Annotated in this window: 23 protein-coding genes and 1 tRNA gene; 4 read left to right on the top strand and 20 right to left on the bottom strand. The window is 65.8% G+C overall.

Annotated features, from left to right (window positions below):
• The 6 genes from JI745_RS03515 to rpsB form a co-directional block, all read right to left on the bottom strand.
• The gene (locus JI745_RS03515) at positions 1 to 855 is read right to left on the bottom strand and encodes a phosphatidate cytidylyltransferase (protein WP_201803790.1); all 855 of its coding nucleotides are present in this window, start codon (positions 853 to 855) and stop codon (positions 1 to 3) included.
• A gap of 4 nt (positions 856 to 859) precedes the next feature.
• Positions 860 to 1,591 (bottom strand): polyprenyl diphosphate synthase, encoded by a 732-nt coding sequence (gene uppS / locus JI745_RS03520; RefSeq protein WP_201803793.1) that lies wholly within the window; start codon positions 1,589 to 1,591, stop codon positions 860 to 862.
• A gap of 13 nt (positions 1,592 to 1,604) precedes the next feature.
• Positions 1,605 to 2,165 (bottom strand): ribosome recycling factor, encoded by a 561-nt coding sequence (gene frr, locus JI745_RS03525; RefSeq protein WP_201803796.1) that lies wholly within the window; start codon positions 2,163 to 2,165, stop codon positions 1,605 to 1,607.
• A 15-nt stretch (positions 2,166 to 2,180) separates the two neighbouring features.
• Positions 2,181 to 2,891 carry a UMP kinase gene (gene pyrH, locus JI745_RS03530; protein WP_201803797.1) on the bottom strand — a complete coding sequence of 237 codons (711 nt, stop codon included), beginning with the start codon at positions 2,889 to 2,891 and terminating at the stop codon, positions 2,181 to 2,183.
• Between the two features lie 120 nt (positions 2,892 to 3,011).
• Positions 3,012 to 3,908, bottom strand: coding sequence for a translation elongation factor Ts (gene tsf, locus JI745_RS03535; protein WP_201803801.1), 897 nt, complete (start codon positions 3,906 to 3,908; stop codon positions 3,012 to 3,014).
• Between the two features lie 129 nt (positions 3,909 to 4,037).
• Positions 4,038 to 4,784: a 30S ribosomal protein S2 gene (gene rpsB / locus JI745_RS03540; protein ID WP_201803802.1), complete on the bottom strand. Its 747-nt coding sequence runs from the start codon at positions 4,782 to 4,784 to the stop codon at positions 4,038 to 4,040.
• Positions 4,785 to 4,952: 168 nt separating this feature from the next.
• Between rpsB and JI745_RS03545 the strand changes: the two genes are divergently transcribed.
• Genes JI745_RS03545 through JI745_RS03555 form a run of 3 tightly spaced genes read left to right on the top strand, consistent with a single transcriptional unit; the run spans position 4,953 to position 9,118 of the window.
• Complete coding sequence (locus JI745_RS03545; protein WP_201803804.1) at positions 4,953 to 6,302, top strand: amidase; 1,350 nt, start codon at positions 4,953 to 4,955, stop codon at positions 6,300 to 6,302.
• The gene (locus JI745_RS03550; RefSeq protein WP_201803806.1) at positions 6,302 to 7,642 is read left to right on the top strand and encodes an FAD-dependent oxidoreductase; all 1,341 of its coding nucleotides are present in this window, start codon (positions 6,302 to 6,304) and stop codon (positions 7,640 to 7,642) included. The genes JI745_RS03545 and JI745_RS03550 overlap by 1 nt, the downstream gene beginning before the upstream one ends.
• A 3-nt stretch (positions 7,643 to 7,645) precedes the next feature.
• Positions 7,646 to 9,118 carry an NAD(P)H-hydrate dehydratase gene (locus JI745_RS03555; protein ID WP_201803808.1) on the top strand — a complete coding sequence of 491 codons (1,473 nt, stop codon included), beginning with the start codon at positions 7,646 to 7,648 and terminating at the stop codon, positions 9,116 to 9,118.
• Between the two features lie 4 nt (positions 9,119 to 9,122).
• Here JI745_RS03555 and rnr read toward each other — a convergent pair whose 3' ends face one another.
• The gene (gene rnr, locus JI745_RS03560) at positions 9,123 to 11,381 is read right to left on the bottom strand and encodes a ribonuclease R (RefSeq protein WP_404932840.1); all 2,259 of its coding nucleotides are present in this window, start codon (positions 11,379 to 11,381) and stop codon (positions 9,123 to 9,125) included.
• 25 nt (positions 11,382 to 11,406) lie between these two features.
• Between rnr and JI745_RS03565 the strand changes: the two genes are divergently transcribed.
• A tRNA-Leu gene (locus JI745_RS03565) sits at positions 11,407 to 11,491 on the top strand.
• Between the two features lie 146 nt (positions 11,492 to 11,637).
• Here the strand turns inward: JI745_RS03565 and JI745_RS03570 are convergent.
• From JI745_RS03570 to ispG, 13 genes are all read right to left on the bottom strand, one after another.
• A complete protein-coding gene (locus JI745_RS03570) occupies positions 11,638 to 12,159 on the bottom strand; it encodes a phosphoribosyltransferase (RefSeq protein ID WP_201803812.1) in 522 nt (173 codons plus the stop codon).
• Positions 12,160 to 12,178: 19 nt separating this feature from the next.
• Positions 12,179 to 13,510: an adenylosuccinate synthase gene (locus JI745_RS03575; RefSeq protein WP_201803814.1), complete on the bottom strand. Its 1,332-nt coding sequence runs from the start codon at positions 13,508 to 13,510 to the stop codon at positions 12,179 to 12,181.
• Between the two features lie 42 nt (positions 13,511 to 13,552).
• Entirely contained in the window at positions 13,553 to 14,716 is a 1,164-nt protein-coding gene (locus tag JI745_RS03580) for an ATP phosphoribosyltransferase regulatory subunit (protein WP_201803815.1), read from the bottom strand.
• 79 nt (positions 14,717 to 14,795) lie between these two features.
• On the bottom strand, positions 14,796 to 14,984 hold the full coding sequence (locus tag JI745_RS03585; RefSeq protein WP_201803816.1) for a DUF2065 domain-containing protein: 189 nt from the start codon (positions 14,982 to 14,984) through the stop codon (positions 14,796 to 14,798).
• 6 nt (positions 14,985 to 14,990) lie between these two features.
• Positions 14,991 to 15,887 (bottom strand): protease modulator HflC, encoded by an 897-nt coding sequence (gene hflC, locus JI745_RS03590; protein ID WP_201803818.1) that lies wholly within the window; start codon positions 15,885 to 15,887, stop codon positions 14,991 to 14,993.
• 20 nt (positions 15,888 to 15,907) lie between these two features.
• On the bottom strand, positions 15,908 to 17,278 hold the full coding sequence (gene hflK / locus JI745_RS03595; protein ID WP_201803820.1) for an FtsH protease activity modulator HflK: 1,371 nt from the start codon (positions 17,276 to 17,278) through the stop codon (positions 15,908 to 15,910).
• Positions 17,279 to 17,285: 7 nt separating this feature from the next.
• Positions 17,286 to 18,536: a GTPase HflX gene (hflX, locus tag JI745_RS03600; protein ID WP_236674894.1), complete on the bottom strand. Its 1,251-nt coding sequence runs from the start codon at positions 18,534 to 18,536 to the stop codon at positions 17,286 to 17,288.
• A 34-nt stretch (positions 18,537 to 18,570) separates the two neighbouring features.
• Positions 18,571 to 18,813, bottom strand: a complete 243-nt coding sequence (hfq, locus tag JI745_RS03605; protein ID WP_047502530.1) for an RNA chaperone Hfq — start codon at positions 18,811 to 18,813, stop codon at positions 18,571 to 18,573.
• Positions 18,814 to 18,895: 82 nt separating this feature from the next.
• The gene (gene der, locus JI745_RS03610) at positions 18,896 to 20,236 is read right to left on the bottom strand and encodes a ribosome biogenesis GTPase Der (protein ID WP_201803824.1); all 1,341 of its coding nucleotides are present in this window, start codon (positions 20,234 to 20,236) and stop codon (positions 18,896 to 18,898) included.
• A gap of 24 nt (positions 20,237 to 20,260) precedes the next feature.
• Positions 20,261 to 21,379 (bottom strand): outer membrane protein assembly factor BamB, encoded by a 1,119-nt coding sequence (bamB, locus tag JI745_RS03615; RefSeq protein ID WP_236674895.1) that lies wholly within the window; start codon positions 21,377 to 21,379, stop codon positions 20,261 to 20,263.
• Complete coding sequence (locus tag JI745_RS03620) at positions 21,376 to 22,062, bottom strand: tetratricopeptide repeat protein (RefSeq protein ID WP_201803825.1); 687 nt, start codon at positions 22,060 to 22,062, stop codon at positions 21,376 to 21,378. The genes bamB and JI745_RS03620 overlap by 4 nt, the downstream gene beginning before the upstream one ends.
• Before the next feature lie 33 nt (positions 22,063 to 22,095).
• On the bottom strand, positions 22,096 to 23,418 hold the full coding sequence (hisS, locus tag JI745_RS03625) for a histidine--tRNA ligase (protein WP_201803829.1): 1,323 nt from the start codon (positions 23,416 to 23,418) through the stop codon (positions 22,096 to 22,098).
• 71 nt (positions 23,419 to 23,489) lie between these two features.
• Positions 23,490 to 24,788, bottom strand: coding sequence for a flavodoxin-dependent (E)-4-hydroxy-3-methylbut-2-enyl-diphosphate synthase (ispG, locus tag JI745_RS03630; protein WP_201803830.1), 1,299 nt, complete (start codon positions 24,786 to 24,788; stop codon positions 23,490 to 23,492).

The following is a 24,788-nucleotide window of genomic DNA, read 5'->3' on the forward strand; positions in this document are numbered from 1 at the left end:
TCAGAAACCGCCGAGCGTGCTCAGCGCCAGTGCGATGGGAAACACGGGCAGCAGCGCATCGACACGGTCGAGCACGCCGCCATGACCGGGCAGCAGGTTGCTGCTGTCCTTGGCGCCGGCGCTGCGCTTCACGAGCGATTCGACCAGGTCGCCAACGACGCTCATTGCACTCAGGAAGATCAGTGCGAGCACGAGCCCGGGGACGCCCAGGCGTTCAAGAAGCACCGTGAAGAGGCTCGCCGAATCCATGGACGGCAGTTGCCAGTGGCGGTCGGCCGCAATCCACGCCCAGGCCAGGACTTGCACGCCGACCATGCCGCTCCAGACGCCTTCCCAGCTCTTGCCCGGGCTGATGGCCGGCGCAAGCTTGCGGCGACCAAAGGTCTTGCCACCGAAATAGGCCGCAATGTCGGCCACCCACACAAGGCAGAAGATCGACAGCAGGAAGTTGATGCCTGCGGCCTTGGCGCTCGACAGCGCCAGCCAAGCCGTCCAGACCGCAGCCATGCCCAGCACCCACCTCGCCACACGCGGCAGCTGAGGCCAGGAGGCGACGCCAACCTTCAGCGCGAGCGCGCCGCCCAGCACCCACACGGCAAACGCCACCCACCATGCAACGCTTGGCCCGACATGCACCCAGCCGGCCCAGAGCGCGGCGCCACAGGCCGCCGCCGTCACCAGGCCCATCGCCACCGCGCTCGACGAGGTGGCGCCGTTCAAACGGCCCCACTCCCACGCCGCTGCGCCCGCCATTGCGAGCATCAGCAAGGAGAACGGCCAGGCCACCGGCGCAAAAAGCGCTGGCAGCAAGACCAGCAGCATGATCACCGCGGTGATGACGCGCTGCTTCAACATCGCATCAGGCCCTCACCAAGGCCGAGGCGTCGGCCGAAGACACCTGTCCGAAACGCCGGTCACGCCTTGCGTAGTCGGCGAGGGCTGCGTCGAGTTCCTTCTCACCGAAGTCGGGCCAGAGACAGTCGCTGAAGACGAGCTCCGAGTACGCCACCTGCCACAGCAGAAAGTTGCTGATGCGCACTTCGCCGCCGGTGCGAATGAAAAGATCCGGATCGGGTGCAAAGCTCATCGCCATGAAACGCGAGAGGGTGGCCTCGTCCAACGCTTCGGGCGCCACGCCCTCGGCGATCGCCTTCTGACAGGCCTGCACGACATCCCAGCGGCCGCCATAGTTGAAGGCAACGGAGAGGTTGATGCGGGTGTTGTGGCGCGTCGATTCTTCCGCCTGCTCGAGCGCCGAACGCACCGAAGGCGCGACATGGGAGCGGTCGCCGACGATGCGGATGCGCACGCCCTCGCCCATCATGCGGGTGAGGTGCTTCGACACGGTGGAGATGGCGAGGCTCATCAGCCCCGAGACCTCTTCGGCCGGCCGCTTCCAGTTCTCGGACGAGAAGGCGAAGACGGTGACGTACTCGATGCCCCGGTCGGCACACGCCTTCACCACATTGACCAAGGCATCGACGCCGAACTTGTGGCCGACGACGCGCGGCATGAAGCGCTTCTTGGCCCAGCGGCCGTTGCCATCCATCACGATGGCAACGTGGCGTGGGACGCTCTGCGCTGAATCCACGAAGGCGCCAGCGTCAGACGGCCATGATCTCGGCTTCCTTGGCCGAGGTGAGGCGATCGATTTCCGCGATGACGCGGTCGGTGAGTTTCTGCACCTCGTCGAGCGAGCGGCGCTCGTCGTCTTCGGTGATGAGCTTGTCTTTCAGAAGCTTCTTGGCCTGGTCGTTGGCATCACGGCGCAGGTTGCGCACGGCGATGCGCGAGTCTTCGGCGGCCGAGCGCACAACCTTGGTCAGGTCGCGGCGGCGCTCTTCGGTCAGTGCGGGCAGCGGCACGCGCAGCAGGTCGCCCTGTGCCGCCGGGTTGAGGCCGAGATCCGACTCGCGGATGGCCTTCTCGATCTTGGGTCCCATGCCCTTTTCCCAAGGTTGCACGCTGATCGTGCGGGCGTCGAGCAGGCTGACGTTGGCGACCTGGCTGATCGGCACCATCGAGCCGTAGTACTCGACCTGCACCTGGTCGAGGATGCCCGGGTGGGCACGGCCGGTGCGGATCTTGCCAAGCTCGTTCTTAAACGATTCGATGGACTTGGCCATCTTCGCTTCGGCGTTCTTGCGGATGTCTGCGATGCTCATCTCAATCTCCTGCCCTCACACGTGCACCAGGGTGCCCTCGTCCTCGCCCAGCACCACGCGTTTGAGCGCGCCGGCCTTGAAGATGCTGAAGACCTTGATCGGCAGCTTCTGGTCGCGGCACAGCGCGAAGGCGGTGGCGTCGAGCACCTGCAGGTTGCGGGTGATGGCTTCGTCGAACGTGACTCGGCTGTACCGTGTGGCGCTCGGGTCCTTCTTGGGGTCGGCGGTGTATACGCCGTCGACCTTGGTGGCCTTGAGCACGATCTCGGCGCCGATTTCGGCGCCGCGCAGCGCCGCGGCCGTGTCCGTCGTGAAGAAGGGGTTGCCGGTGCCGGCGGCGAAGACCACCACCTTGCCTTCTTCGAGGTACTGCAGCGCCTTGGGGCGCACATAAGGCTCGACCACCTGTTCGATGCCGATGGCCGACATCACACGCGCGGTCATGCCCTCCTGGCGCATGGTGTCGGCCAGTGCCAGCGAGTTCATCACCGTGGCGAGCATGCCCATGTAGTCGGCGGTGGCCCGGTCCATGCCGACCGAACCGCCGGCCACGCCACGGAAGATGTTGCCGCCGCCGATGACCACCGCCACCTCGCACCCGAGCTGCGTCACTTCCTGGATCTCACGCACCATGCGCACGATGGTCGCGCGGTTGATGCCGTAGGCATCGTCGCCCATCAGGGCCTCGCCAGAAAGTTTGAGCAGGATGCGCTTGTAGGCCGGCATTCAGTTTCCTCGTGAAGTCGACTTGTGGTCGGACGGACTTGTGGTCAAGACGAGATGGGCGTTGAGTCTATCCCCGAAGCCGGGCCCGAAGGCCCTGCACGCAGCGACTCAGTGTGGGCTTCACCCGCCCTTGGCGGCCGCCACCTGGGCAGCGACTTCAGCAGCGAAGTCATCGACCTTCTTCTCGATGCCTTCGCCCACGACGTAGAGCGTGAAGCCCTTGACGGTGGTGCTGGTCGACTTGAGGTACTGCTCGACGGTCTGCTTGCCGTCGGCAGCCTTCACGAACACCTGGTTCAGCAGGCTGACTTCCTTCAGGTACTTCTGCACCGAGCCTTCGACCATCTTGGTGACGATGTCGGCCGGCTTGCCCGATTCGGCAGCCTTCAATGCCGCCACCGAGCGCTCTTTCTCGATGAGCGTGGCCGGCACGTCGGAGGCCGACAGCGACACCGGCTTCATGGCGGCCACGTGCATGGCCACGTCCTTCGCGGCGGTCTCGTCGCCATCGAATTCGACGATCACGCCGATGCGGGTGCCGTGCAGGTAGCTCGCGAGCTTGCCGCCGTTGGCGTAGCGCTTGAAGCGGCGGAACGACATGTTCTCGCCGATCTTGCCCACCAGGCCCTTGCGCACGTCTTCAAGCGTCGGGCCGAAGCCGTCTTGCGAGTAAGGCAGTGCGCCGAGGGCCGCCACGTCGGCCGGGTTGCTCTTGGCAATCAGTTCGGCGGCGGCCTTGGCCAGCGCCAGGAACGAATCGTTCTTGGTGACGAAGTCGGTTTCGCAGTTGACCTCGACGATGGCACCGGTGGTGCCTTCCACGGCCGCTGCGACCACGCCTTCCGCGGTGATGCGCGAAGCGGCCTTGCCGGCCTTGCTGCCCAGCTTGACGCGCAGCAACTCTTCGGCCTTGTCAAAGTCCCCACCGGCTTCGGTCAGGGCCTTCTTGCATTCCATCATCGGGGCGTCGGTCTTGGCGCGCAGCTCGGCGACCATGCTTGCGGTGATTGCAGCCATCTCAAATCTCCTGTTGGCTCGGGGTCGGAAGCGTGCGCCGACCGCCGGAATCGTCATGCATTGATTGAAAAAAAGGGGCTGTCAAAGCCCCTTTTCATGCTCACTGTGAAGTGAGTCGGGGCGAGTCGCTCAGGCGTTCTCGCTGACTTCCACGAATTCGTCGCCTTCGGCCGACACGGCCTGGGCCACTTCGTTGGTGGCGTTGGCCTTGCCTTCGAGCACGGCGTCGGCCACGGCACGGGCGTAAAGCGCCACGGCCTTGGACGAGTCGTCGTTGCCCGGGATGACGTAGTCGATGCCGTCGGGCGAATGGTTGGAGTCCACCACGCCAATCACGGGAATGCCGAGCTTCTTGGCTTCGGCCACGGCGATCTTGTGGTAACCGACGTCGATGACGAACAGCGCGTCAGGCAGCGCGTTCATGTCCTGGATGCCGCCGATGTCCTTCTCGAGCTTGGCCAGCTCGCGCTGGAACAGCAGGGCCTCCTTCTTGATGCGGATCTCGCTGCCCGACTCGACCTGGGCTTGCATGTCCTTCAGCTTCTTCAGCGAACCCTTGACCGTCTTGAAGTTGGTCAGCATGCCGCCGAGCCAACGCTGGTCGACGAAAGGCATGCCGGCGCGCTTGGCTTCCTGAACGATCACTTCGCGGGCCTGGCGCTTGGTGCCAACCATCAGGATCGTGCCGCGCTTGGCGGCGAGCTGGCGGATGAACTTCATCGCGTCGAGGAAGAGCGGCTGCGTCTTCTCGAGGTTGATGATGTGGATCTTGTTGCGATGGCCGTAGATGTACGGGGCCATCTTGGGGTTCCAGAAGCGCGTTTGGTGTCCGAAATGGACGCCGGCTTCCAGCATTTCACGCATGGTGACGGACATGAATCACTCCAAAGGTTGGTTCTAGAATCCGACCAGAATCGCGATGCCCCTTTCAGAGGACACGCGCGACACCTTCAACAGCCGGATCCGCGATTTGTCGACCGACGCCAGCCCGACATGGGCGGCACTCAGGTAAACCCGCGGAGTATAGCAGGCACTCTCGCACCCATGACGAATGACCTGACAGCCGCTCGCGTCGCCCTGCAGCAAGGGCGCACGACGGCGGCCGACGCGCTGGCGACCAGCCTGCGCAGTGCCGACGGCCCGGCCAACGCGCACACCTACCTGAAGCGCTTCGACGCACAAGCGCGCGCTGCGGCCGTCAATGCGGATGCTTGCCAAGCTGCTGGGGTGCCGCTGCCGCCACTTGCAGGCCTGGCCGTGAGCGTGAAAGCCCTGTTCGATGTCCAGGGCCACATCACCGCCGCCGGCTCGCGTGTGCTGGCCGATGCACCACCGGCCCAGGCCGACTGCGCCGCCGTGGCGCGCCTGCGAGCGGCGGGGGCCGCGCTCACGGGCCACACCAATATGACGGAATTCGCGTTTTCCGGGGTGGGAATCAACCCACATCACGGAACGCCCCCGAATCCAGCCACTCTGGCCATGGATCCGGAGCCTCGCATTCCAGGCGGTTCGACCTCCGGAGGTGCTGTGTCGGTGGCCAGTGGTGCGGCGTGGGCAGCCCTGGGATCTGACACGGGGGGCTCGATTCGCATCCCGGCCGCGCTTCAGGGCCTGGTCGGTTTCAAGAACACCGCTCGTCTGACTCCCACGGAAGGCGCCATCCCTCTGTCGACCACGCTCGACACGGCCTGCGCGATCACCCGGTCGGTGCGCGATGCGGTCTTGCTACACGAGGTGCTGGCGGCACGCCACGTGGGCCTCGCCGCTCGCCCTCTCCATTTGCTGCGCCTGGCGATCCCCACGCCCCAACTTGACGGCATGGACCCCACCGTCGCAAGCGCCTTCGAGCGTGCGATCTCCAGCTTGCGCCAGGCCGGCGCGCAGATCGACACCATCGCCCTGCGCGAGCTGGCCGAGCTCGCCACGATCAACGCCACCGGCGGCTTCTCCGCTGCCGAAAGCTGGGCTTGGCACCGGCACTTGCTCGCCCAGCGCCAAGTTGACTACGACCCGCGGGTCGCCTTGCGCATCCGCCGTGGCGAAACGATGTCGGCTGCCGACTACATCGACCTCACGCGCGCCCGCGCCGACTGGATCTCCCGCATGACCCTCACGATGCGCCGCTACGACGCACTCATCAGCCCCACCGTCCCCATCGTCGCCCCGACCATCGAAAGCCTGGCGAGTGACGACGTCTTCTTCGCCACCAACGCCCTCCTGTTGCGCAACCCCTCGGTCGTGAACATGCTCGATGGCTGTGCGCTCTCACTGCCCTGCCACTCGCCGGACGAGATGCCTGTCGGCCTGATGGTCTGGAGCCATGCGCTGCAGGACGACACGGTGCTCGATGCGTCTCTTGCCATCGAAGCCGCGCTCGCGAAGGGGCTCGCCTGATGCGCGTCGCCGTGATCGGTGCCGGCATCGTCGGCGTCACCTCTGCGTATGAACTCGCGGCAGATGGGCATGAAGTCACCGTGTTCGAGCGTCGCGGCAGCGTGGCCGCCGAGTCCAGCTTCGCCAACGCTGGCGTCATTGCGCCCGGCTACGTCACGCCCTGGGCCTCACCCGGCATGCCATGGCATGTGATGAGCCACCTGTTCCAGCGGCATGCTCCGGTGCGCCTGAATGCCCGCATGGGCGCGTCGAGCCTCGGCTGGATGTGGCGCTGGTGGCGCGCTTGCCGGCCAGCGGCTTACCGCAGCAACCGCGCCCGCCTCCAGCGGTTGGCCACCTACAGCAAGCAGCGCCTGCACAAGCTGACCCATGCCCTTCAACTCGACTATGAGCGCACCGAGGGCTACCTGGTCCTGCTGCGAAACGGCCGCGATGAGGAGCGTGCGCAAGCCGGCCTGGCCTTGCTGAATGAGGCCGGCATGCGCTATCAGTTGCTCGACGCCTCGCAGTGCCGCCAGGTCGAGCCGGGTCTCAGCTCCGAGACCCCGCTGCACGCCGGCATCCACCTGCCACAAGATGAGGTCGGCAATTGCCGCCAGTTCGCCCTGCTGCTGCGCACCGAGGCCGAGCGGCTCGGTGCGAAGTTCTGCTTCCACACCAACGTGCAGCACCTGCAGCCAGGCGTCAAACCGTCCGTGACCAAGGTCTATTCGCCGATGGAGGAATCGACCTGGGTCAGCGCTGACGCGGCCCGGCTCGACGGGACGCCCACCGACGTGCTGCCCTTCGAGCCCGAAACTGAAACGTTCGACGCCGTGCTCGTCTGCGCCGCTGTCGATTCCACCCAGCTGCTGCGCGCCCACGGCCTGAAGCTTCCGCTGGTGCCTGTGTATGGCTACTCGGTGACCGCGCCCCTGCGAAAGCTCGACGTGCACCCCGACATCGGCCCGCGCTCGGCTGTGATGGACGAGCGCTACAAGGTGGCCGTCAGCCGCTTCGGCTCGCGCTTGCGTGTGGCAGGCAGTGCCGAGATCGGCGGACAGCCGGAGCGCCATCACAAGGCGGCACTCGCCACCTTGTACAAGGTGCTGAATGACTGGTTCCCCGGGGCGGCACACATGAGCCAGGCGCAGGTCTGGAAGGGCGCGAGGCCCATGCTGCCCGATGGCCCGCCACTCCTCGGTGCGAGCGGCTTGCCCGGCGTGTGGCTCAACCTCGGCCACGGCTCCAGTGGTTGGGCGCTGGCGTGCGGCTCGGCGCGGGTCGTCGCCGACGCCATCTCATCGCGCCCGCCGGCGATCGACACAGAAGGCCTTGGCCTCGAGCGGCTGAGGCACTGAGCCATGCAGCGCATCCTGCCCGCGCAGCACGACTGGCCACTGCACGACGTGGCGGCATCGCGTCTGATGGAGCAGCAGGCGCAAGCGGGCTTGCCGACGCATACGTTGATGCAGCGGGCGGGCATGGCGGTGGCGGCGCTCACGCGGGCCTTGCATCCCCATGCGCGCAAGGTGTGGATCGCCTGTGGCCCTGGCAACAACGGCGGAGACGGGTTGGACGCTGCCATCCACCTCCGCGCCGCAGGCTGGTCGGTTGAACTGTCGCTGCTCTGCGACCCCGCACGCCTGCCCGCGGACGCTGCAGACGCGCATGCGCGCGCTCGCAGCGCGGGAGTGGCCATCGGCGGGAATCCTCATCCGACCCATGCACCCGACGTGGCCATCGACGCCGTCCTGGGTCTCGGTGGCCGCAGAGGCCCTACGGGCGAGCTCGCCGCGCTCATCGACAACCTGAACGCTCTGGATTGCCCAGTGCTGGCGGTCGACTTGCCGTCAGGGTTGAACGCGGACACGGGCCAGCCCCATGGCAAAGCCTGCGTCGTGGCCGACCACACGCTGTCGCTGCTCACGCTCAAGCCGGGCCTCTTCACTGGTGCTGGGCGCGACCACTCCGGCGAGGTCTGGTTCGACCCGCTGGAGGTGACACCCCAACGCACCAGCATTCGGCTCAGCGGTTCTCCGGCACTTCACCCAAGCCGTCGGCACGCGCAGCACAAAGGGAGCTTCGGTGACGTCGCCGTGGTCGGCGGCGCAGCGGGCATGGCAGGCGCGGCACTCCTCGCCGCGCGCGCTGCGCACGCTGCCGGCGCAGGCCGGGTCTACGTCGACGTGCTCGACTCCACCTTGACTTCTTTCGACGCTGGTCGCCCCGAGTTGATGCTGCGCCATGGGTGGTCACACACCGCATCGGCCGAGTCGGCGACCGTCGTGGCCGGTTGCGGCGGCGGGGCGGCCATTCGCCAAGCCTTGCCCCGCTTGCTGAGCACGGCGGGCCGTCTGGTACTCGACGCCGATGCCTTGAATGCCGTCGCGGCAGATCCAGCGCTGGCAGCGCTGCTGACGGCTCGATCGCCACGTCAGCGCGAGACCGTGCTCACGCCGCATCCTCTGGAGGCGGCGCGGCTGCTGGGCACGGACACCGCGAGCGTGCAGGCAGATCGCGTGGCCGCTGCACGCCAGCTCAGTCAGCGATTCGGCTGCGTGATCGTCTTGAAAGGCTCCGGATCGGTCATCGCCGGGCTGAACGGCGACCTCTGGATCAACGGCACCGGCAACGCGGCCCTCGGCAGCGCCGGCACCGGCGACGTGCTTGCTGGCTGGATCGGCGGGTGCTGGTCGGCGTCCGGCAGCAGCGCACTCGATGCTGCTCGCCATGCCACGTGGCTCCACGGCCTCGCCGCTGAACGCAGCCAGGCCTCGCCACTGCGAGCGGCCGACCTGATCGACGCCATGCACAGCGCCGCACCGCGGCGCTGAACCGTCACCGCCGGCGTGCCGTCTTGCCGCTCGTCTTGCGAGCCGCAGACTTGGCCGCACGCACCGGGTGCGCGCCGGTCTTCTTGCTGGTGGAACCTGCCTTGCGGGCCTTCGTCGCAGCCTTCACTGCGCGGTCGGCCTCCTTCACGGCGGCGAGTTCGGCAACAGCACCTGCCGCCTTCGATGCGCCGGTCTTGTCGCGCCGGGCACGCATGAGCAGCGCGCTGTCTTCGCCCTCGTGAACCATGCGGAAGTCGATCTTGCGGCCATCGAGATCCACACGGCTCACCTGCACCCGCACGCGTGAGCCGATGGTGTAGCGAATGCCCGATCGTTCACCGCGCAGTTCCTGCCGCGCTTCATCGAAGCGGTAGTACTCACCGCCCAGCTCGGTGATGTGGATCAGACCCTCGACGTACAGGCTGTCGAGCGTGACGAAGAGCCCGAAGGTCGTGACCGAACTCACCGTGCCGCTGTACTCCTCGCCGAGATGCTCGCGCATGTAGCGGCACTTGAGCCAGGCCTCGACGTCACGCGAAGCCTCGTCGGCACGGCGTTCGTTGGCACTGCAATGCGCTCCCACGCCTTCCCACTGCTCTTCTTCTGCATGGGAGTTCCTGCGTGACTTGCCGGCAGCTTCGACGTGGCCGCTCAAGAGGCTGTAGCGCTTGCCTTGGAGCAGCGCCTTGATCACACGGTGCACCAGCAGGTCTGGATATCGCCGGATCGGGCTCGTGAAGTGCGTGTAGGCCTCGTACGCCAGGCCAAAGTGCCCGCTGTTGATGCCGGTGTAGATAGCCTGCTGCATCGAGCGCAGCAACATGGTGTGGATCTGCTGTGCATCGGGGCGATCCTTGGTCGCCGCGGCAATCGCCTGGAACTCGCCCGGCTTCGGGTCGTCGCTCACGTTCATGCCGAGACCGAGCTGCTTGAGGTAGTTCTGGAGCAGCGTCTTCTTCTCGGGCGTCGGCCCTTCGTGCACGCGGTACAGCGAGGAGTGTTTGGACGATGCGATGAAGTCAGCCGAGCACACGTTCGCGGCCAGCATCGCCTCTTCGATCAGCTTGTGCGCCTCGGTGCGAGTGCGCGGCACGATCTTCTCGATGCGACCGTTGTCGTCACAGATGATCTGCGTCTCCGTCGTCTCGAAGTCGACCGCGCCTCGCTTGGCGCGCGCCTTCAGAAGTGCACGATAGACCTCGTGCAAGTGCAGCAGGTGCGGCACCAGCTCCTTGCGCCGCGCCGCTTCGGGCCCACGCGTGTTCGACAGGATCGCGGCCACCTCGTTGTAGGTGAAGCGCGCATGCGAACAGATCACGGCCGGGAAGAACTGGTACGCGTGGATGTCGCCATCTTTCGTGATGAGCATGTCGCACACCATCGACAGGCGGTCTTCGTTCGGGTTGAGCGAACACAGTCCATTGGAGAGCTTCTCCGGCAGCATCGGGATCACGCGGCGCGGGAAGTACACCGACGTGGCGCGCTCATACGCATCGTCGTCCAGCGGCTCGCCCGGCTTCACGTAGTGGCTCACGTCGGCGATCGCCACCACGAGACGCCAGCCGTCGAAGGCGCTCTTGCCGCGGCCGTGCTTCGCGGGCTCGCAGTACACCGCGTCGTCGAAGTCGCGTGCGTCCTCTCCGTCGATGGTGACGAGCGGCACGTCGGTGAGGATGATCCGCTCGCGTTTGTCGACAGGGCGGATCTTGTCGGGCAGGCCCGCCGCCTGCGCCAGGGTTTCCGGCGAGAAGCGGTGCGGCACCTCGTACTTGCGGACCGCGATCTCGATCTCCATGCCGGGGTCGTCGATCTCGCCCAGCACTTCGGTCACACGGCCCATCGGCTGCGAATAGAGCGATGGCGGCTCCGTCAACTCGATCGCCACGACCTGCCCTGCTGTGGCGTTCGCGATCGCGTTCTTCGGGACCATGATGTCCTGGCCGTAGCGCTTGTCTTCTGGGGCGACGAGCCAGATACCGCTCTCGTGCAGCAGGCGGCCGATGATGGGCGTCTTGCGACGTTCGAGGATCTCGAGCACACGCCCTTCGGGCCGGCCCTTGCGGTCGTAGCGCACCACGCGTGCCTTCACGCGATCACGGTGCAGGACGGCGCGCATCTCCTGCGGCGAGAGATAGAGATCGGGCTGGTTGTCATCGCGCACGACGAAGCCGTGGCCATCGCGATGCCCTTGCACTGTCCCTTCGACTTCACTCATCAGCTCAGCGCCGATGGCGGTCGTGTTTGAAAATTTTGATTGTTTGATGATATAGTCCAAGACTTCCTGAAATGCCCAGGTGGCGGAATTGGTAGACGCACTAGTTTCAGGTACTAGCGGGTAACTCCGTGGAGGTTCGAGTCCTCTCCTGGGCACCAAGTGGTTGATAAAAATAGCGCGTGAATGAATAGCACGCAAAGCGAAGAGGCCTGCATGATGCAGGCCTTTTTGTTGGCGCGCTCGTTTGTTGATGCAGCAGTTGGGGCCATCGTTGCCACAGTGCCGCAGCAGACGACAGTCGACGTCAAATCGCGAACTTGCGGGCCAGGCCTTCCGGACGCAGCTCGTCGTACTCTTCGAACGGCTGATGGATCCACGGGCTCGTGGGCAGCAGTTCGACGTAGTAGTCGGGCGTGTAGCTCGACACGCCTTTGGTCCAGATCACCGCCGAGCGTAGTTCTGTGATCGACGGCATGCTGCGCAAGCGCTCCACCACTGCCCTGAGCGTGACGCCCGAATCCGCGAGGTCGTCGACCAACAGCACACGGCCCGCAAGCTCACCCTTGGGCAGGGTGATGTACTTCGCCATGTCGAGCCGGCCCTGGATGGTGCCCGCCTCGGCCCGGTAGGAGCTGGTCGACATGATGCCCAGCGGCTTGTCGAAAACCCGCGACAGCACGTCACCTGGCCGCATGCCACCGCGTGCAAGGCACAGGATCTGGTCGAACTGCCAGCCCGAGGCGTGCACCTTGAGCGCCAGTCGCTCAATCAGCAGGTGGTACTCGTCCCAGGAGACATAGAGATGTTTGCCGTCTTCGGTCAGCATGCAGAGAGCTCCTTGGGCATCAGGCCTGGTAAGGGTGGCGCAGCAGGATGGTGTGATCGCGATCAGGGCCGGTCGACACCATGTCGATGGGCGCGCCGATGAATTCCTGCACGCGCTCGAGGTAGCGGCGTGCGTTCAGCGGCAGTCGATCCCATTCGGTGATGCCGGCGGTCTTCTCGGTCCACCCCGGGAAGGTGTCATAGATCGGGACACACGCGTCGATTTCATCGGCATCGAGCGGCAGGATATCGAGGCGCTTGCCGTTCAGGTCGTAGCCGACGCATACCTTGATCTCGGGCAGGCCATCGAGCACGTCAAGCTTGGTGATGCACAGACCCGATATGCCGTTGATGATGATTGAGCGCTTGAGCAGCGCTGCGTCGAGCCAACCGCAGCGACGCGGGCGGCCGGTGACCGTGCCGCGCTCCTGGCCGACGACGGAAAGGTGGTTGCCCACGGTGCCCGGGGTGTCCCACTCGAGCTCCGTCGGGAACGGGCCACTGCCCACGCGCGTGGTATAGGCCTTGGTGATGCCCAGCACGTAGTGCAGCATGTCCGGGCCGACACCTGAACCGGCGGCCGCATTGCCCGCGACGCAGTTGCTCGAGGTGACATACGGATAGGTGCCGTGATCGATGTCGAGCAGCGTACCCTGCGCGCCTTCGAAGAGGATGTTCTCGCCCTTCTGGCTCGCGGTATAGAGCTGATAGCCCACATCCGCGAGCATCGGCTTCAGCGCCTCGGCGACCTTCATCGCGTGGTCGAAGATCGGCTGGAACTCGAGCGGCTTGGACTTGAGGTATCCGCTGAGTGCGAAGTTGTGCAACTCCAGCAGTTCGCGCAGCTTCTTCGCAAATCGATCGGGGTGCTTCAGGTCCTGCACGCGCATGGCGCGACGTGCCACCTTGTCTTCGTAGGCCGGGCCGATGCCTTTGCCGGTGGTGCCGATCTTGCCGGCACCGCTGGTCTCGCGCAGCGCTTCGCGAGCACGGTCCACTTCGACGTGGAAGGGCAGGATCAGCGGGCAGGACTCGCTGATGTAAAGCCGCGAACGCACGTCGAGGCCGATTGCCTCCAGTCGCTCGATCTCGCTCAGCAGATGGCTCGGGTCGACCACCACGCCGTTGCCGATGAAGCACTTCACGCCGTCACGCATGATCCCTGAGGGGATCAGCTGCAGCGCGGTTTTCACACCCTTGATCACCAGCGTGTGACCGGCGTTGTGGCCGCCCTGGAAGCGCACCACTGCCTGCGCATGGTCGGTCAGCCAGTCGACGACCTTGCCCTTGCCTTCGTCACCCCACTGGGTGCCCACGACGACCACGTTGTGGCCGGTGCGCTTCTGTTGCATTGCTCGAATCCGGTTTGCTTGAAGAATGAAAATGCTGCCGTGTCAGAGCGGGCGCACGAGCCATCGACCCTGGACGTTCGCGAGCTCACGGTCGCAGGCGAATTCTTCGCCTTCGTGCTCGTGGCCCGGCAGGATGCACACGACTGACTCGCCCTGCTCTCGCAAGGCGCGCACCGCAGCCCGCAGTTCCGGCTGCTCGCCCCACGGCGCACGAATGGCCGGGCGCATGCTGCGCGTGGGAGCGATGGCCACCAGTTGCTTCAGGTCCATGCTGAAGCCCGCAGCGGGCCGATTGCGCCCGAACACCGCGCCCACCTCGTCGTAGCGACCGCCACGCACCAGTGCGTCGCTGGTGCCGGCCGCAAAGATCGCGAAGCGAGCCCCGCTGTAGTAGGCGTAGCCGCTGTGATCGGCCAGGTCAAAGCCGATACGCACCTGGGGATAGGCCTCGCGCAAATGCTGGGCAAGCCACGTCAGATCATCGAGCGCAGCCGCGATCAGCGGATGCTGAGGCAAGGCCTCGCGTGCCACATCCAGCACTTCCTGGCCCCCGTAGAGCCTCAGCAACGCGCTCAACCCTTGCCGTGCCGAGGCCGGAAGCGCCGCCGAGACGGCATCCATCGCCGCCTGGTCCTTCGCCGCCAGCGCGGCGTAGATCTGCCCTAACGCGGAAGCTTCAATGGAGGCGCCTGCCAGCACACCGCGCACGATGCGGGCGTCGCCCATGTCGAGGGTCAGCTGGCTGACGCCGGCACGCTGCAGCGCGTCGAGAGCAAGTTCCTGGACCTCCAGGTCGGCCTCGAGCCCGGCATGCCCGTAGATCTCGGCGCCGAACTGCAGCGGCTCGCGCGTGCCATGCAGCCCATCGGGCCGCGTGTGCAGCACCGGCCCGCAATAGCACAGCCGCGTCACACCCCGGCGGTTCAGCAGATGTGCATCGATGCGGGCGACCTGCGAGGTGGTGTCGGCGCGCACGCCGAGCGTGCGGCCGCTGAGCTGGTCCACCAGCTTGAAGGTCTTGAGATCCAGTTCACGCCCGGCCCCAGACAACAGCGAGTCCAGGTGCTCCAGCAGCGGGGGCATGACGAGTTCGAACCCGTAGCCCCGAGCCCCATCGAGCAGATCGCGACGGAGTTCTTCGATGCGTCGGGCCTGCGCGGGCAGGACGTCAGCAATGTGCTCGGGCAGGAGCCAAGCAGACGACATGTGAAATGACCGGGGGATTAAAAACAGGATTGTACCGGCCGGCCACGCCCCGGAGACGTTTTTGAGTCGGCAGGCAGGCTCAGGGCCAGAGCAGCGCCAGAGCTACCAGCCCGACGAGCATGCTGGTCAGCCCCAGGAAGCGGATCTGCCCGTCGGAGAGCTGCAACGCCCGCTGAAAGACTTGCCGCCATGCACCGGGGCTGAGGAACGGGAGAAGTCCCTCGACCACCAGCATCAGCGCCAGGGCGCTCAGCAGCAAGTCGGACATTCAGGCTTACTCGCCCTTCTTTTTGGCGCCCGACGGCCCGATCTCGCCTCGCATGGCCCGGAAGAATTCGCCGGACGGGTCGACGACCATCACGTCGGAGCGGTTCTGGAAGCTGGCTCGATACGCCTCCAGGCTGCGGTAGAACTTGGCAAATTGCGGATCGCGGCCAAACGCTTCCGCATAGATGGCCGAGGCCTTCGCATCGCCATCACCCTTGATCGTCTGCGCATCGCGGTAGGCATCGGCGAGGATCACTTCGCGCTGCCGCTCCGCATCGGCGCGGATCTTTTCGGCTTCGGCAAAACCGGTGGATCGCAGTTGGTTCGCCACACGCTTGCGCTCTGACTCCATGCGGCCGTAGACCGAGCCTGTGATGTTGGCGGAGAAATCCACACGCTTGATGCGCACGTCGATGATCTCGATGCCAAAGCTCTTGGCTTCGTCGGTCAGGCGAGTGCGCACGCCTTGCATCACATTGTCGCGGTCGGTCGACAGCATGGCCTGCACCGTGCGCTTGGTGACTTCCTCATTGAAGGCGCCCTGAACGATCGGGCTCAACCGCGCTTCCACGTTGCGCATGTCGGTGCCGCTGTTGCGGATGAACTGGCGCGGGTCCGTCACGCGCCACTTCACGAGCCAGTCGATCACCAGGCTCTTCTTCTCGGCGGTGAAGATGGGGCGGGTCTCCGGGCTGTCGAGCGTCTGCACGCGGCGGTCGAGGAACACCACGTTCTGCAGCGGCGGCGGCTGCTTGAACTTGAGGCCGGGCTCGGTGATGACTTCCTTGATCTCGCCCAGTGCATAGACGACGGCAAACTGCTTCTGGTCCACGATGAAAAGCGTGGAATACACCAGCATCAGCAGCACGATGAAGCCGATGGCGAAAGTTCCGATTCGATTCATGGTCTTTTCCTGCCCTGATATCAGCGTGCGTCTCGCTCGCGGCTACGCGGGCCGTCCCGCAGGCGGATGTCGGACGAGCTACTGGAAGACGAGGTCGAAGGGCTCGTCTCCGCCGGCTGGATGGCTGCAGGCTGCGCAGGTGCCGGCGCTGACGCCTGCTGGATCAGCTTGTCGAGCGGCAGGTACAGCAGGTTGGAATTGTTGCGGCTGTCCACCATCACCTTGCTCACACCCGCATAGATGTCGCGCATGGTGTCGATGTAGATGCGGTCGCGGGTGACCGATGGTGCCTTCTGGTACTCGGTCAGGATGCGGTTGAAGCGTTGTGCATCACCCTCGGCCCGTGCGATGACCCGCGCCTTGTAGGCCTCGGCTTCCTCGTGCAAGCGCGCGGCGCTGCCTCGGGCCTTGGGGATCACGTCGTTGGCATAAGCCTGACCTTCATTCTTGGCCTTCTCCCGGTCGGCGCCGGCACGGAAAGCGTCGTCGAACGCAGCCTGCACCTGCTCGGGCGCCTGCACACTCCCCACGTTGACGTTGACGATCAGGATGCCGGTGTTCAGCCGGTCGAGCTGGGCCTGCAGCAAGGCCATCAGCTGCGACGAGATCTCGTCGCGCTGCTCGTACAGCACCTGGTCCATGTTGCTCTTGCCCACGATCTCGCGCACCGCGGACTCGGCCGCCTGGATCACGGCCTCGTCGGGCTTCGCGTTCTCGAACAGGTAGGCGCGTGCGCCGCAGGTCGCACCACTCGGTGCCGAAGCCGCGCCCACCGTGCGCGGGCAGTCCTTGAGGCGGTACTGCACCGTGAAGCGGATGTCGACGATGTTCTCGTCCTTGGTGAGCATCGACGATTCCCGCAGGCCCGTGGCCTGCACGACCGCACTGCGGCCGACCTCCACCGAGCGCAGCTGGGTGACGGGCACCACCTCATTGGCCTGGAACGGATACGGGAACCGCCAGTTGAAGCCGGCATCCACGGTGTGGCTGTACTTGCCGAACGAGGTGACCACGGCCTGGTGGCCTTCCTGCACGATGAAGAAGCCGCTGGCGGCCCACACCAGCACGATGAGGCCGGCCACCAAGCTGATGCCGATGCCGGTGCCGCGCATGTCGGGCTGGAAATTGGGACCGCCGCTTCCACCATTGGTGGAGCGCTGCTTGCCGCCGAAGAGGCCGCTCAACTTGCGATTGAAATCGCGCCAGAGCTCGTCGAGATCTGGAGGACCATCGCCACGGCCCCCGTTATTGAGCACCAGCTCAGGACGGCGGCCCAGTCGGCCACGTACCGAACCGAGCACTCCCGCCAAGAGAGCCCGCGCCGCGGTCGCCACATCGCGCAGTCGCGACGGGTGTTCGCCGGGGGAAGAAGGAATAGCGCTCATGGTCATGACAGGTTCAAAGTTGTCGTCTGTACGCTTTGGCGTCCGCATCATCGTGGGCTTCCGGCGCAGTGTCGGACACACCGGAAGTTGAAGCCGTCTCGTCGAAGTTCAAGCCCGTGTCGCGGCCAGCCGCCACTGCGGCGGAAATGAGGCGCCGCAGCTCAGGCAGCCCGGTTCCGCGCAATGCGCTCACGAACACCCGCGGAACGCGCAAACCGCCATCACGCTCGAGCACATCGCTCAAGGCCTGGGGCTGCTGCGATTCGGCGAGATTATCGAGCTTGTTGTAGACGAGGATCTGCGGAACGGCATCGGCGCCGATCTCTTGCAGCACACGCTGCACCTCGGCCATCTGCTCGTCGAGCACGGGGCTCGCCGCATCGACGACGTGCAGCAGCAAATCGGCATCGGCCGCTTCCTGCAAGGTGGCCTCGAAGGCCTCGACCAGCTTGTGAGGCAGATCGCGGATGAAGCCCACGGTGTCCGACAGCGACGCCGTCGCGTCGAGGTCTTCCAGATACAGCTGGCGGGTCGTCGTGTCGAGGGTGGCGAACAGTTGGTCGGCCGCGTAGGCACGCGCCTTTACCAAGGCGTTGAAGAGCGTCGACTTGCCGGCGTTGGTGTAGCCAACGAGAGAAATGCGGAAGGTGCCGCTGCGTTCACGCGAGCGCCGCTGCGTGCCGCGCTGCCGCTTCACCTTGACGAGGCGCTCTTTCACCGATTTGATGCGCTCGCCGATCATGCGGCGGTCCAGTTCGATCTGGGCTTCACCCGGGCCACCGCGCGTGCCAATGCCGCCGCGCTGGCGCTCCAGGTGGCTCCACCGGCGCACCAGCCGCGTCGAGAGGTACTGCAAGCGCGCCAGTTCGACCTGCAGCTTGCCCTCGTGGCTTTGCGCCCGAGCAGCAAAGATCTCGAGGATCAGCATCGTGCGATCGGCCACGGCCACGCCGAGGTGGCGCTCGAGGTTGCGCTGCTGTGCCGGCGAGAGGGCCTGGTCGAACAGCACGGCCTCGGCCTTGTGCCCTTCGACGAGCGCCTTGATCTCATCGGCCTTGCCCGACCCCACGAAGAGCGCCGGGTCCGGCGCCTTGCGCTTGGCGATGACCCGCGCGACCGGCACATCGCCCGCCGATTCGGCAAGCAAAGCCAGTTCGTCGAGGGTCTCGTCGAAATGGGAACGACCGCCAAGGTCGACCCCGACCAGGATGGCGCGAGGGGAATCGCCCGCCGCCGAGGCGGCGGTAGGTGCCGCTGCAGTCAAGGTGAGGTCCGCCTAGGCGGGCGCTGCCCGTAGCTCAGGTCTGCTCCGGAGCCTCTGCGGCGTGGAAGTTCACCGCACGGCCTGGCACGACGGTCGAGATCGCGTGCTTGTAGACCATCTGCGTCACGGTATTGCGCAACAGCACCACGTACTGGTCGAAAGACTCGATGTGGCCCTGCAGTTTGATGCCGTTCACAAGGTAGATCGACACCGGAACGTGCTCCTTGCGAAGCAGGTTCAGAAACGGGTCTTGTAGAAGCTGCCCTTTATTGCTCACGATATGCTCCGTGATATGTAGTGGATGAGGCTGTCACGTTAACACAGCACTGCGCCGCAACACCGCTTTCAAGACAATGAGCCTAGTCTTTGTCGGCGTAGGGATTCTTGCTGGAGCGCATCTCGATGCGCAGCGGAGTGCCCACCAGCTTGAAATGCTCGCGGAACCGCATCTCGAGATAGCGCTTGTAGACGTCGGTCACATGCTCCAGCGAATTGCCATGGATCACGATCACCGGGGGCGACATCCCACCTTGGTGCGCATAACGCAGCTTGGGGCGGAAGCCACCTGAGCGCTTGGGTGTCTGGAACTCCACCGCCTCGTGCAGCAGGCGTGTCAGCACCGGCGTACTCATCTTGCGTGTGGCCGAGGCATGGGCATCGGCGATGGCCTGCCACACCGGGCCGAGCCCCTGGCGCCTGAGCGCCGAGATCCGCAGCACCGGCGCGAACTTGAGAAAAGCGAGCCGCTGGGCGATCGAGCGTTCCAGCGTCTCGCGCTGATAGTCGTCGATGGCATCCCACTTGTTGACGGCCAGCACCACGGCACGACCGCTCTCGAGGATGTAGCCGGCGATGTGGGCATCCTGCTCGCTGACCCCCTGGGTGGCATCGAGCAGGAGCAGCACCACGTCGGCACTGGCGATGGCCTGCAGGGTCTTGACCACCGAGAACTTCTCGATCGCCTCAAACACCTTGCCCTTGCGGCGCAGGCCGGCTGTGTCGATGAGCTCGAACTTCTGCCCGTGGCGCTCGAATGGCACGGTGATCGCGTCACGCGTCGTGCCGGGCATGTCGAAGGCCACGAGGCGCTCCTCGCCTAGCCACGTGTTGATGAGGGTCGACTTGCCCACATTGGGCCGCCCAGCGACGGCAAGCCGGATCGGCGCCTGCTCTCCGGCGCCCTCTTCCTCTTCGCCATCGTCGTCGAACGGGAAATCAGCGAGCACCGCATCGAGCAGGCTGCGGATGCCCTGCCCGTGCGCCGACGAAATCGGGTGCGGCGCACCCATGCCGAGCTCGTACAGCTCACCGAGCAGTGGCGAGTCGCTCATGCCCTCGGCCTTGTTGGCCGCGAGGAACACCTTCTTGTTGGCGGTGCGCAGGTAACGCGCGATGTCATGGTCCTGCGCCGAGACGCCGGCCCGCAGGTCGACCACGAAGATCACCGCATCCGCCTCCGCCACGGCCTGGCGGGTCTGCTTGGCCATTTCCTTGACGATGCCTGTGGAGCTGTCGGGCTCGAAGCCGCCGGTGTCGACCACGATGTACTCGCGGTCGGCCAAGCGCCCGTCACCGTAGTGCCGGTCGCGGGTGAGGCCGGAGAAATCGGCCACGATCGCATCGCGGCTCTTGGTCATGCGGTTGAACAGGGTGGACTTGCCCACGTTGGGGCGGCCCACCACCGCAATCACTGGCTTCATGGGATCAGGCGCTCTGGCAGTCGTTCACTCGGGGCGGAAGGCATACAGCCCGCCATCGGTCGTGACCACGAGCAGCGTCAGGCCGGAGGCCACCGGCGCACTCTTGATGGCACTGCCATCGGTGGGCAGGCGCAGCACGGCCTCGCCGGTGTCGCGCGCAAACCAGTGGACCATGCCCTTCAGGTCGCCAACCGCGGCCGCCTTGCCAAGCACGATGGGCGCACTCAGGTTGCGATAGAGGAGGCTCTCGACCGTCCAGGCTGGCGTCCCATCGGCGGCCTTCCAGGCGCTCACACGGTCGGTCGCATCGACGCCGATGACCATCTGGTCGTCGCCACCGACACCGACGAGGCCGCCCGCGTTGCGCGTCCAGAGCGTGCTCCCGCGCTCCGCATTCACGCAAGCGACAGCCGCCTGGTAGGAGCGCGCGCAGATGAGGTCTTTCACTCGAACGGCCGGGCCGACCACATCGGCCAAGCGCTCGACTTCGTTGGTTCCCCGAGGCGACGCCAGCGTCGCTTCCCAGCGCAGGCTGCCGCGCAGCGGGTCGAGGCCTGCGAGCTTGGGGCCCTGCCCAACCACCAGCGTGTCCTTGAAGGGCATGATCACGCCGGCGCTCGCCAGGTTCAGGGCATCGCTCGGGCGTTGGTATGTCCAGAGCTTGCGGCCATCGAGCGCATCGAACGCGTGCACCGAACGGTCGACTGCCAGCACGAAGACCCGCTCCCCTGCCACCAGCGGCGCGGTGACCACGCGAGAAGGCAAGCCTTGTTTCCAGGCGACTTTGCCGCCCTGCAAGGTGACGAGCTGGTTGTTGCGGGTCACGACGCTCGTGAACCGGCCATCGCTGCCGACGCCTGCACTCAGCTTGTCGCCGACATTGGCGCGCCACACTTCCTTGCCGGTGTCGGCCTGCAGGGCCAGCACCAGACCGCTGTCGTCGGCGACCGTGAAGACACCGTTGTTCACCGCGGCCGCCATCGGGAAGCTGACCTTGCCGATGTCTTCCTTCCACACCTGCCGGCCGGCGACCTTCGCCTGCAGCGGCTGCAGCGGCGTCGGGTCCGGGCGGCCTGAGCTGGCGCAGCCCACCAGGGTCGCGAGCAAGACCCACGCGCCGAGACGGCGCCCCTGCACCATCATTTGCCGGCTCCGGAGATGGGGGCCGTCTTCGGCACTTCGGCTGCAGGCGCAGCGCCCAGCACTGCGAGCTTGGCTTCAACGATGCGGCGGTACTCGACCGTCTCTTCCAACGTCTTCCAGGCCTGCAGGTAGGCCGCCTTGGCCTCGTCCTTCTTGCCTTGGGCCAGCAGCACGTCTCCGCGACGATCGGCCACCAGACCCGCAAATTCCTTGCTGCCTGCACCGTCGAGCTGCTTCAGCGCCTCGTCGTATTTCTTTTCATCCAGCAGCAGCCCCGCAAGTCGGAGGCGCGCCACGGTGCGGTACTCGTCTTCGCTCGCGTTGTCAGCAGCCCAAGCGAGCGTGGTGCGCGCAGCCTCGGCCTGGCCTTTGTCGTGCTGCAGCTTGGCCGTCAGCAATGCGCTCTGTTGCGCATAGCCGGTGCCGCCGAAGCGCTCTTTCATGTCGCCGAAGACACGCGCGGTCTTGTCGAGGTCGCCCGCCTGAGCAGCCTTCTCGAGCTCCTCGAACAGCACGCCCGCCTTCACCGACTGCTCGCGCTTCCAGTTGTTCCACCCCATCCAGCCGGCATAACCACCCAGCGCGAGGATCAGCACCCAGGTGATGAGGTTGCCGTACTGCTTCCAGAAGGCTTTCAGCTGGTCGAGCTGCTCTTGTTCTTCGAGGTCGAGATGGGTGGCCATGACGATTGACGTTTCTGCAAAATGAGTCGGGGATTATGCGGCCAGCAGTTCGGCGGCCCAGGTGGCAGCGTCGGCGAGGCGCAAGCTGCGCTGCGCGACGGCAGCGTCGCGCAGCGACTTGAGCGACACCTCGCCGCGCGCGACCTCGTCGTCGCCGAAGATGAGGGCAAAGCGGGCGCCACTGGCATCGGCCCGCTTGAACTGGCTCTTCATGCTGCCGCCGCCGGCGTGCATCAGCACCGAGACGCCCGCCTGGCGCAGCGCTTCGATGGTGACCATGGCTTGAGCCACCGTCGATTCGCTCAGGATCACCGCATACGCCACCGGTGCGCTGGTGGGCACCGGCACGGCCAGCTCCTGCAGCAGCAGGAGCAGGCGTTCGATGCCGAGGCCGAAGCCCACCGCCGGCGCGGGCTTGCCGCCCAGCTGCTCGATCAGCCCGTCGTAGCGACCACCGCCGCACACTGTGCCTTGCGAGCCGAGGTGGTCGGTGACCCACTCGAAGACGGTGAGGTTGTAGTAGTCCATGCCCCGCACGAGGCGCGTGTTCACGCGGTAGTCGAGGCCCGCGGCATCGAGCACCTTGCGCACGGCATTGAAGTGCCCGAGCGACGCCTCGCCCAGGAAGTCCATCAGCTTGGGTGCAGCCTCGACCACCGCCTGCATGGCCGGGTTCTTGGTGTCGAGGATGCGCAGCGGGTTGCTGTGCAGGCGGCGCCTGGCGTCTTCGTCCAGCACCGAGGCGTTCTGCTCGAAGTACTGGATCAACGCTTCGCGGTGCGCACGCCGTTCCTCGGGTTGGCCGAGGCTGTTGATCTCCAGCCGCACGTGCTGGCCGATGACCAGGCCCAGTTCGCGCCACAGGCTGCGCACCATGAGGATCATCTCGGCGTCGACGTCCGGCCCGGCATAACCGAGCGCCTCCACGTCGAGCTGGTTGAACTGCCGATAACGCCCCTTCTGCGGCCGCTCGTGGCGGAACATCGGGCCCATGGTCCAGATGCGCAGCGGCCCGTTGTAGAGCGCGTTGTGCTCGACCATCGCACGCACGATGCCGGCGGTGGCCTCAGGGCGCAGCGTGAGCTTGTCGCCGTTCATCGAGTCGGTGAAGGAGTACATCTCCTTCTCGACGATGTCGGTGACCTCGCCCAGGCCGCGCACGAAGAGCGCGGTGGGTTCGACGATCGGGGTCAGCAGGTACTGGTAGCCGTAGTTCTGCAGCACGCGACGAACAGTCGTCTCGAACCAGGCCCAGATGGCCGAATCCGGCAGCTTCTCGGTGCGGGGCACGGAAGGCGGCAGGATGTCGTTCATGCCCTTCACGGCCTGCAGGGCGGCGCTTTTTTTGTCAGCCATGTCTAACGGGAAGAAGAGGAATGGAAGGCCGTCGTGTGCGACGGCGTCGTTCGCCGGAGCGCGCGGCCCGGTCAGGCCGGCGCGGTCGAATGCTGGGCGGTGGCGCTGCCGTAGCGCTTCTCGATGTAGTTCTCGACCAGCGCCTGGAATTCTTCGGCGATGCGCTCGCCACGCAGCGTGAGTGCCTTTTCGCCATCGATGAAGACCGGCGCCGCCGGTGCTTCGCCGGTGCCCGGCAGGCTGATGCCGATGTCGGCATGCTTGCTTTCGCCCGGGCCGTTGACGATGCAGCCCATCACCGCCACCTTCATCTTCTCGACACCGGGGTAACGCGCGCGCCACACCGGCATTTGCAGGCGCAGGTAGTCGTCGATCTGCTTGGCCAGTTCCTGGAAGGTGGTGCTGGTGGTGCGGCCGCAACCCGGACAGGCCGTGACGCTCGGGTTGAACGAGCGCAAGCCGAGGGCCTGGAGGATCTCCAGCGCCACGACGACTTCTTGCGTGCGGGCTTCACCGGGCTGCGGCGTGAGCGAGACACGGATGGTGTCGCCAATGCCCTCCTGCAGCAGCAACGATAGCGCCGCGGTTGAGGCGACCGTGCCCTTGGTGCCCATGCCGGCTTCGGTGAGGCCCAGGTGCAGCGGGTAGTCGCAGCGCTTGGCAAGTGCGCGGTAGACGCTCACCAGGTCCTGCACACCCGACATCTTGCAAGACAGCACGATCTGCCCGGCCTTCAGGCCGACCTCTTCAGCGCGTCGAGCCGACTCGACTGCCGAGGTGATGATCGCGCGGTACATGATCTGCTGCGGCTCGAAGGGCTCGGCGCGCTTGCCGTTCTCGTCCATCATCTGGGCGAGCAGCTCCTGGTCGAGACTGCCCCAGTTGACGCCGATGCGCACGACCTTGTCGTACTTGGCGGCGACCTCGACCATCTGGGCGAACTGCTTGTCGCGCTTGTCGCCCTTGCCCACGTTGCCGGGATTGATGCGGTACTTCGACAAGGCTTCGGCACACGCCGGGAATTCGGTGAGCAGGCGGTGGCCGTTGTAGTGGAAGTCGCCGACCAGCGGCACGTCGATGCCCATGCGGTCGAGCTGGTCCCGGATGTGCGGCACGGCAACGGCAGCTTCGGGCGTGTTGACGGTGATGCGCACGAGCTCGGAGCCCGCCACCGCCAGCTCCTTGACCTGGATCGCCGTCTCGATCACGTCGACCGTGTCGGTGTTGGTCATCGACTGCACGCGCACCGGGGCGTCGCCACCGATCGTGACCAGGCGCGAGCCCCAGCGCACCTGCGCCTGCAGGTTGCGCCGCACGAGCGGCACGGCGGGTTCGATGAAATCGTCGAGGGCAGGACGGGCCTGGGTCAT

This window comes from Piscinibacter sp. HJYY11 (assembly GCF_016735515.1).
Classification (GTDB): Bacteria; Pseudomonadota; Gammaproteobacteria; order Burkholderiales; family Burkholderiaceae_C; genus Rhizobacter.

Bases quoted from the DNA above. Each gene is read 5' to 3' on its own strand.
- JI745_RS03515 (WP_201803790.1), bottom strand. From the start codon at position 855: ATGTTGAAGCAGCGCGTCATCACCGCGGTGATCATGCTGCTGGTCTTG.
- frr (WP_201803796.1), bottom strand. From the start codon at position 2,165: ATGAGCATCGCAGACATCCGCAAGAACGCCGAAGCGAAGATGGCCAAG.
- pyrH (WP_201803797.1), bottom strand. From the start codon at position 2,891: ATGCCGGCCTACAAGCGCATCCTGCTCAAACTTTCTGGCGAGGCCCTG.
- tsf (WP_201803801.1), bottom strand. From the start codon at position 3,908: ATGGCTGCAATCACCGCAAGCATGGTCGCCGAGCTGCGCGCCAAGACC.
- rpsB (WP_201803802.1), bottom strand. From the start codon at position 4,784: ATGTCCGTCACCATGCGTGAAATGCTGGAAGCCGGCGTCCATTTCGGA.
- JI745_RS03545 (WP_201803804.1), top strand. From the start codon at position 4,953: ATGACGAATGACCTGACAGCCGCTCGCGTCGCCCTGCAGCAAGGGCGC.
- JI745_RS03550 (WP_201803806.1), top strand. From the start codon at position 6,302: ATGCGCGTCGCCGTGATCGGTGCCGGCATCGTCGGCGTCACCTCTGCG.
- JI745_RS03555 (WP_201803808.1), top strand. From the start codon at position 7,646: ATGCAGCGCATCCTGCCCGCGCAGCACGACTGGCCACTGCACGACGTG.
- JI745_RS03570 (WP_201803812.1), bottom strand. From the start codon at position 12,159: ATGCTGACCGAAGACGGCAAACATCTCTATGTCTCCTGGGACGAGTAC.
- JI745_RS03575 (WP_201803814.1), bottom strand. From the start codon at position 13,510: ATGCAACAGAAGCGCACCGGCCACAACGTGGTCGTCGTGGGCACCCAG.
- JI745_RS03580 (WP_201803815.1), bottom strand. From the start codon at position 14,716: ATGTCGTCTGCTTGGCTCCTGCCCGAGCACATTGCTGACGTCCTGCCC.
- JI745_RS03585 (WP_201803816.1), bottom strand. From the start codon at position 14,984: ATGTCCGACTTGCTGCTGAGCGCCCTGGCGCTGATGCTGGTGGTCGAG.
- hflC (WP_201803818.1), bottom strand. From the start codon at position 15,887: ATGAATCGAATCGGAACTTTCGCCATCGGCTTCATCGTGCTGCTGATG.
- hflK (WP_201803820.1), bottom strand. From the start codon at position 17,278: ATGACCATGAGCGCTATTCCTTCTTCCCCCGGCGAACACCCGTCGCGA.
- der (WP_201803824.1), bottom strand. From the start codon at position 20,236: ATGAAGCCAGTGATTGCGGTGGTGGGCCGCCCCAACGTGGGCAAGTCC.
- bamB (WP_236674895.1), bottom strand. From the start codon at position 21,379: ATGATGGTGCAGGGGCGCCGTCTCGGCGCGTGGGTCTTGCTCGCGACC.
- JI745_RS03620 (WP_201803825.1), bottom strand. From the start codon at position 22,062: ATGGCCACCCATCTCGACCTCGAAGAACAAGAGCAGCTCGACCAGCTG.
- hisS (WP_201803829.1), bottom strand. From the start codon at position 23,418: ATGGCTGACAAAAAAAGCGCCGCCCTGCAGGCCGTGAAGGGCATGAAC.
- ispG (WP_201803830.1), bottom strand. From the start codon at position 24,788: ATGACCCAGGCCCGTCCTGCCCTCGACGATTTCATCGAACCCGCCGTG.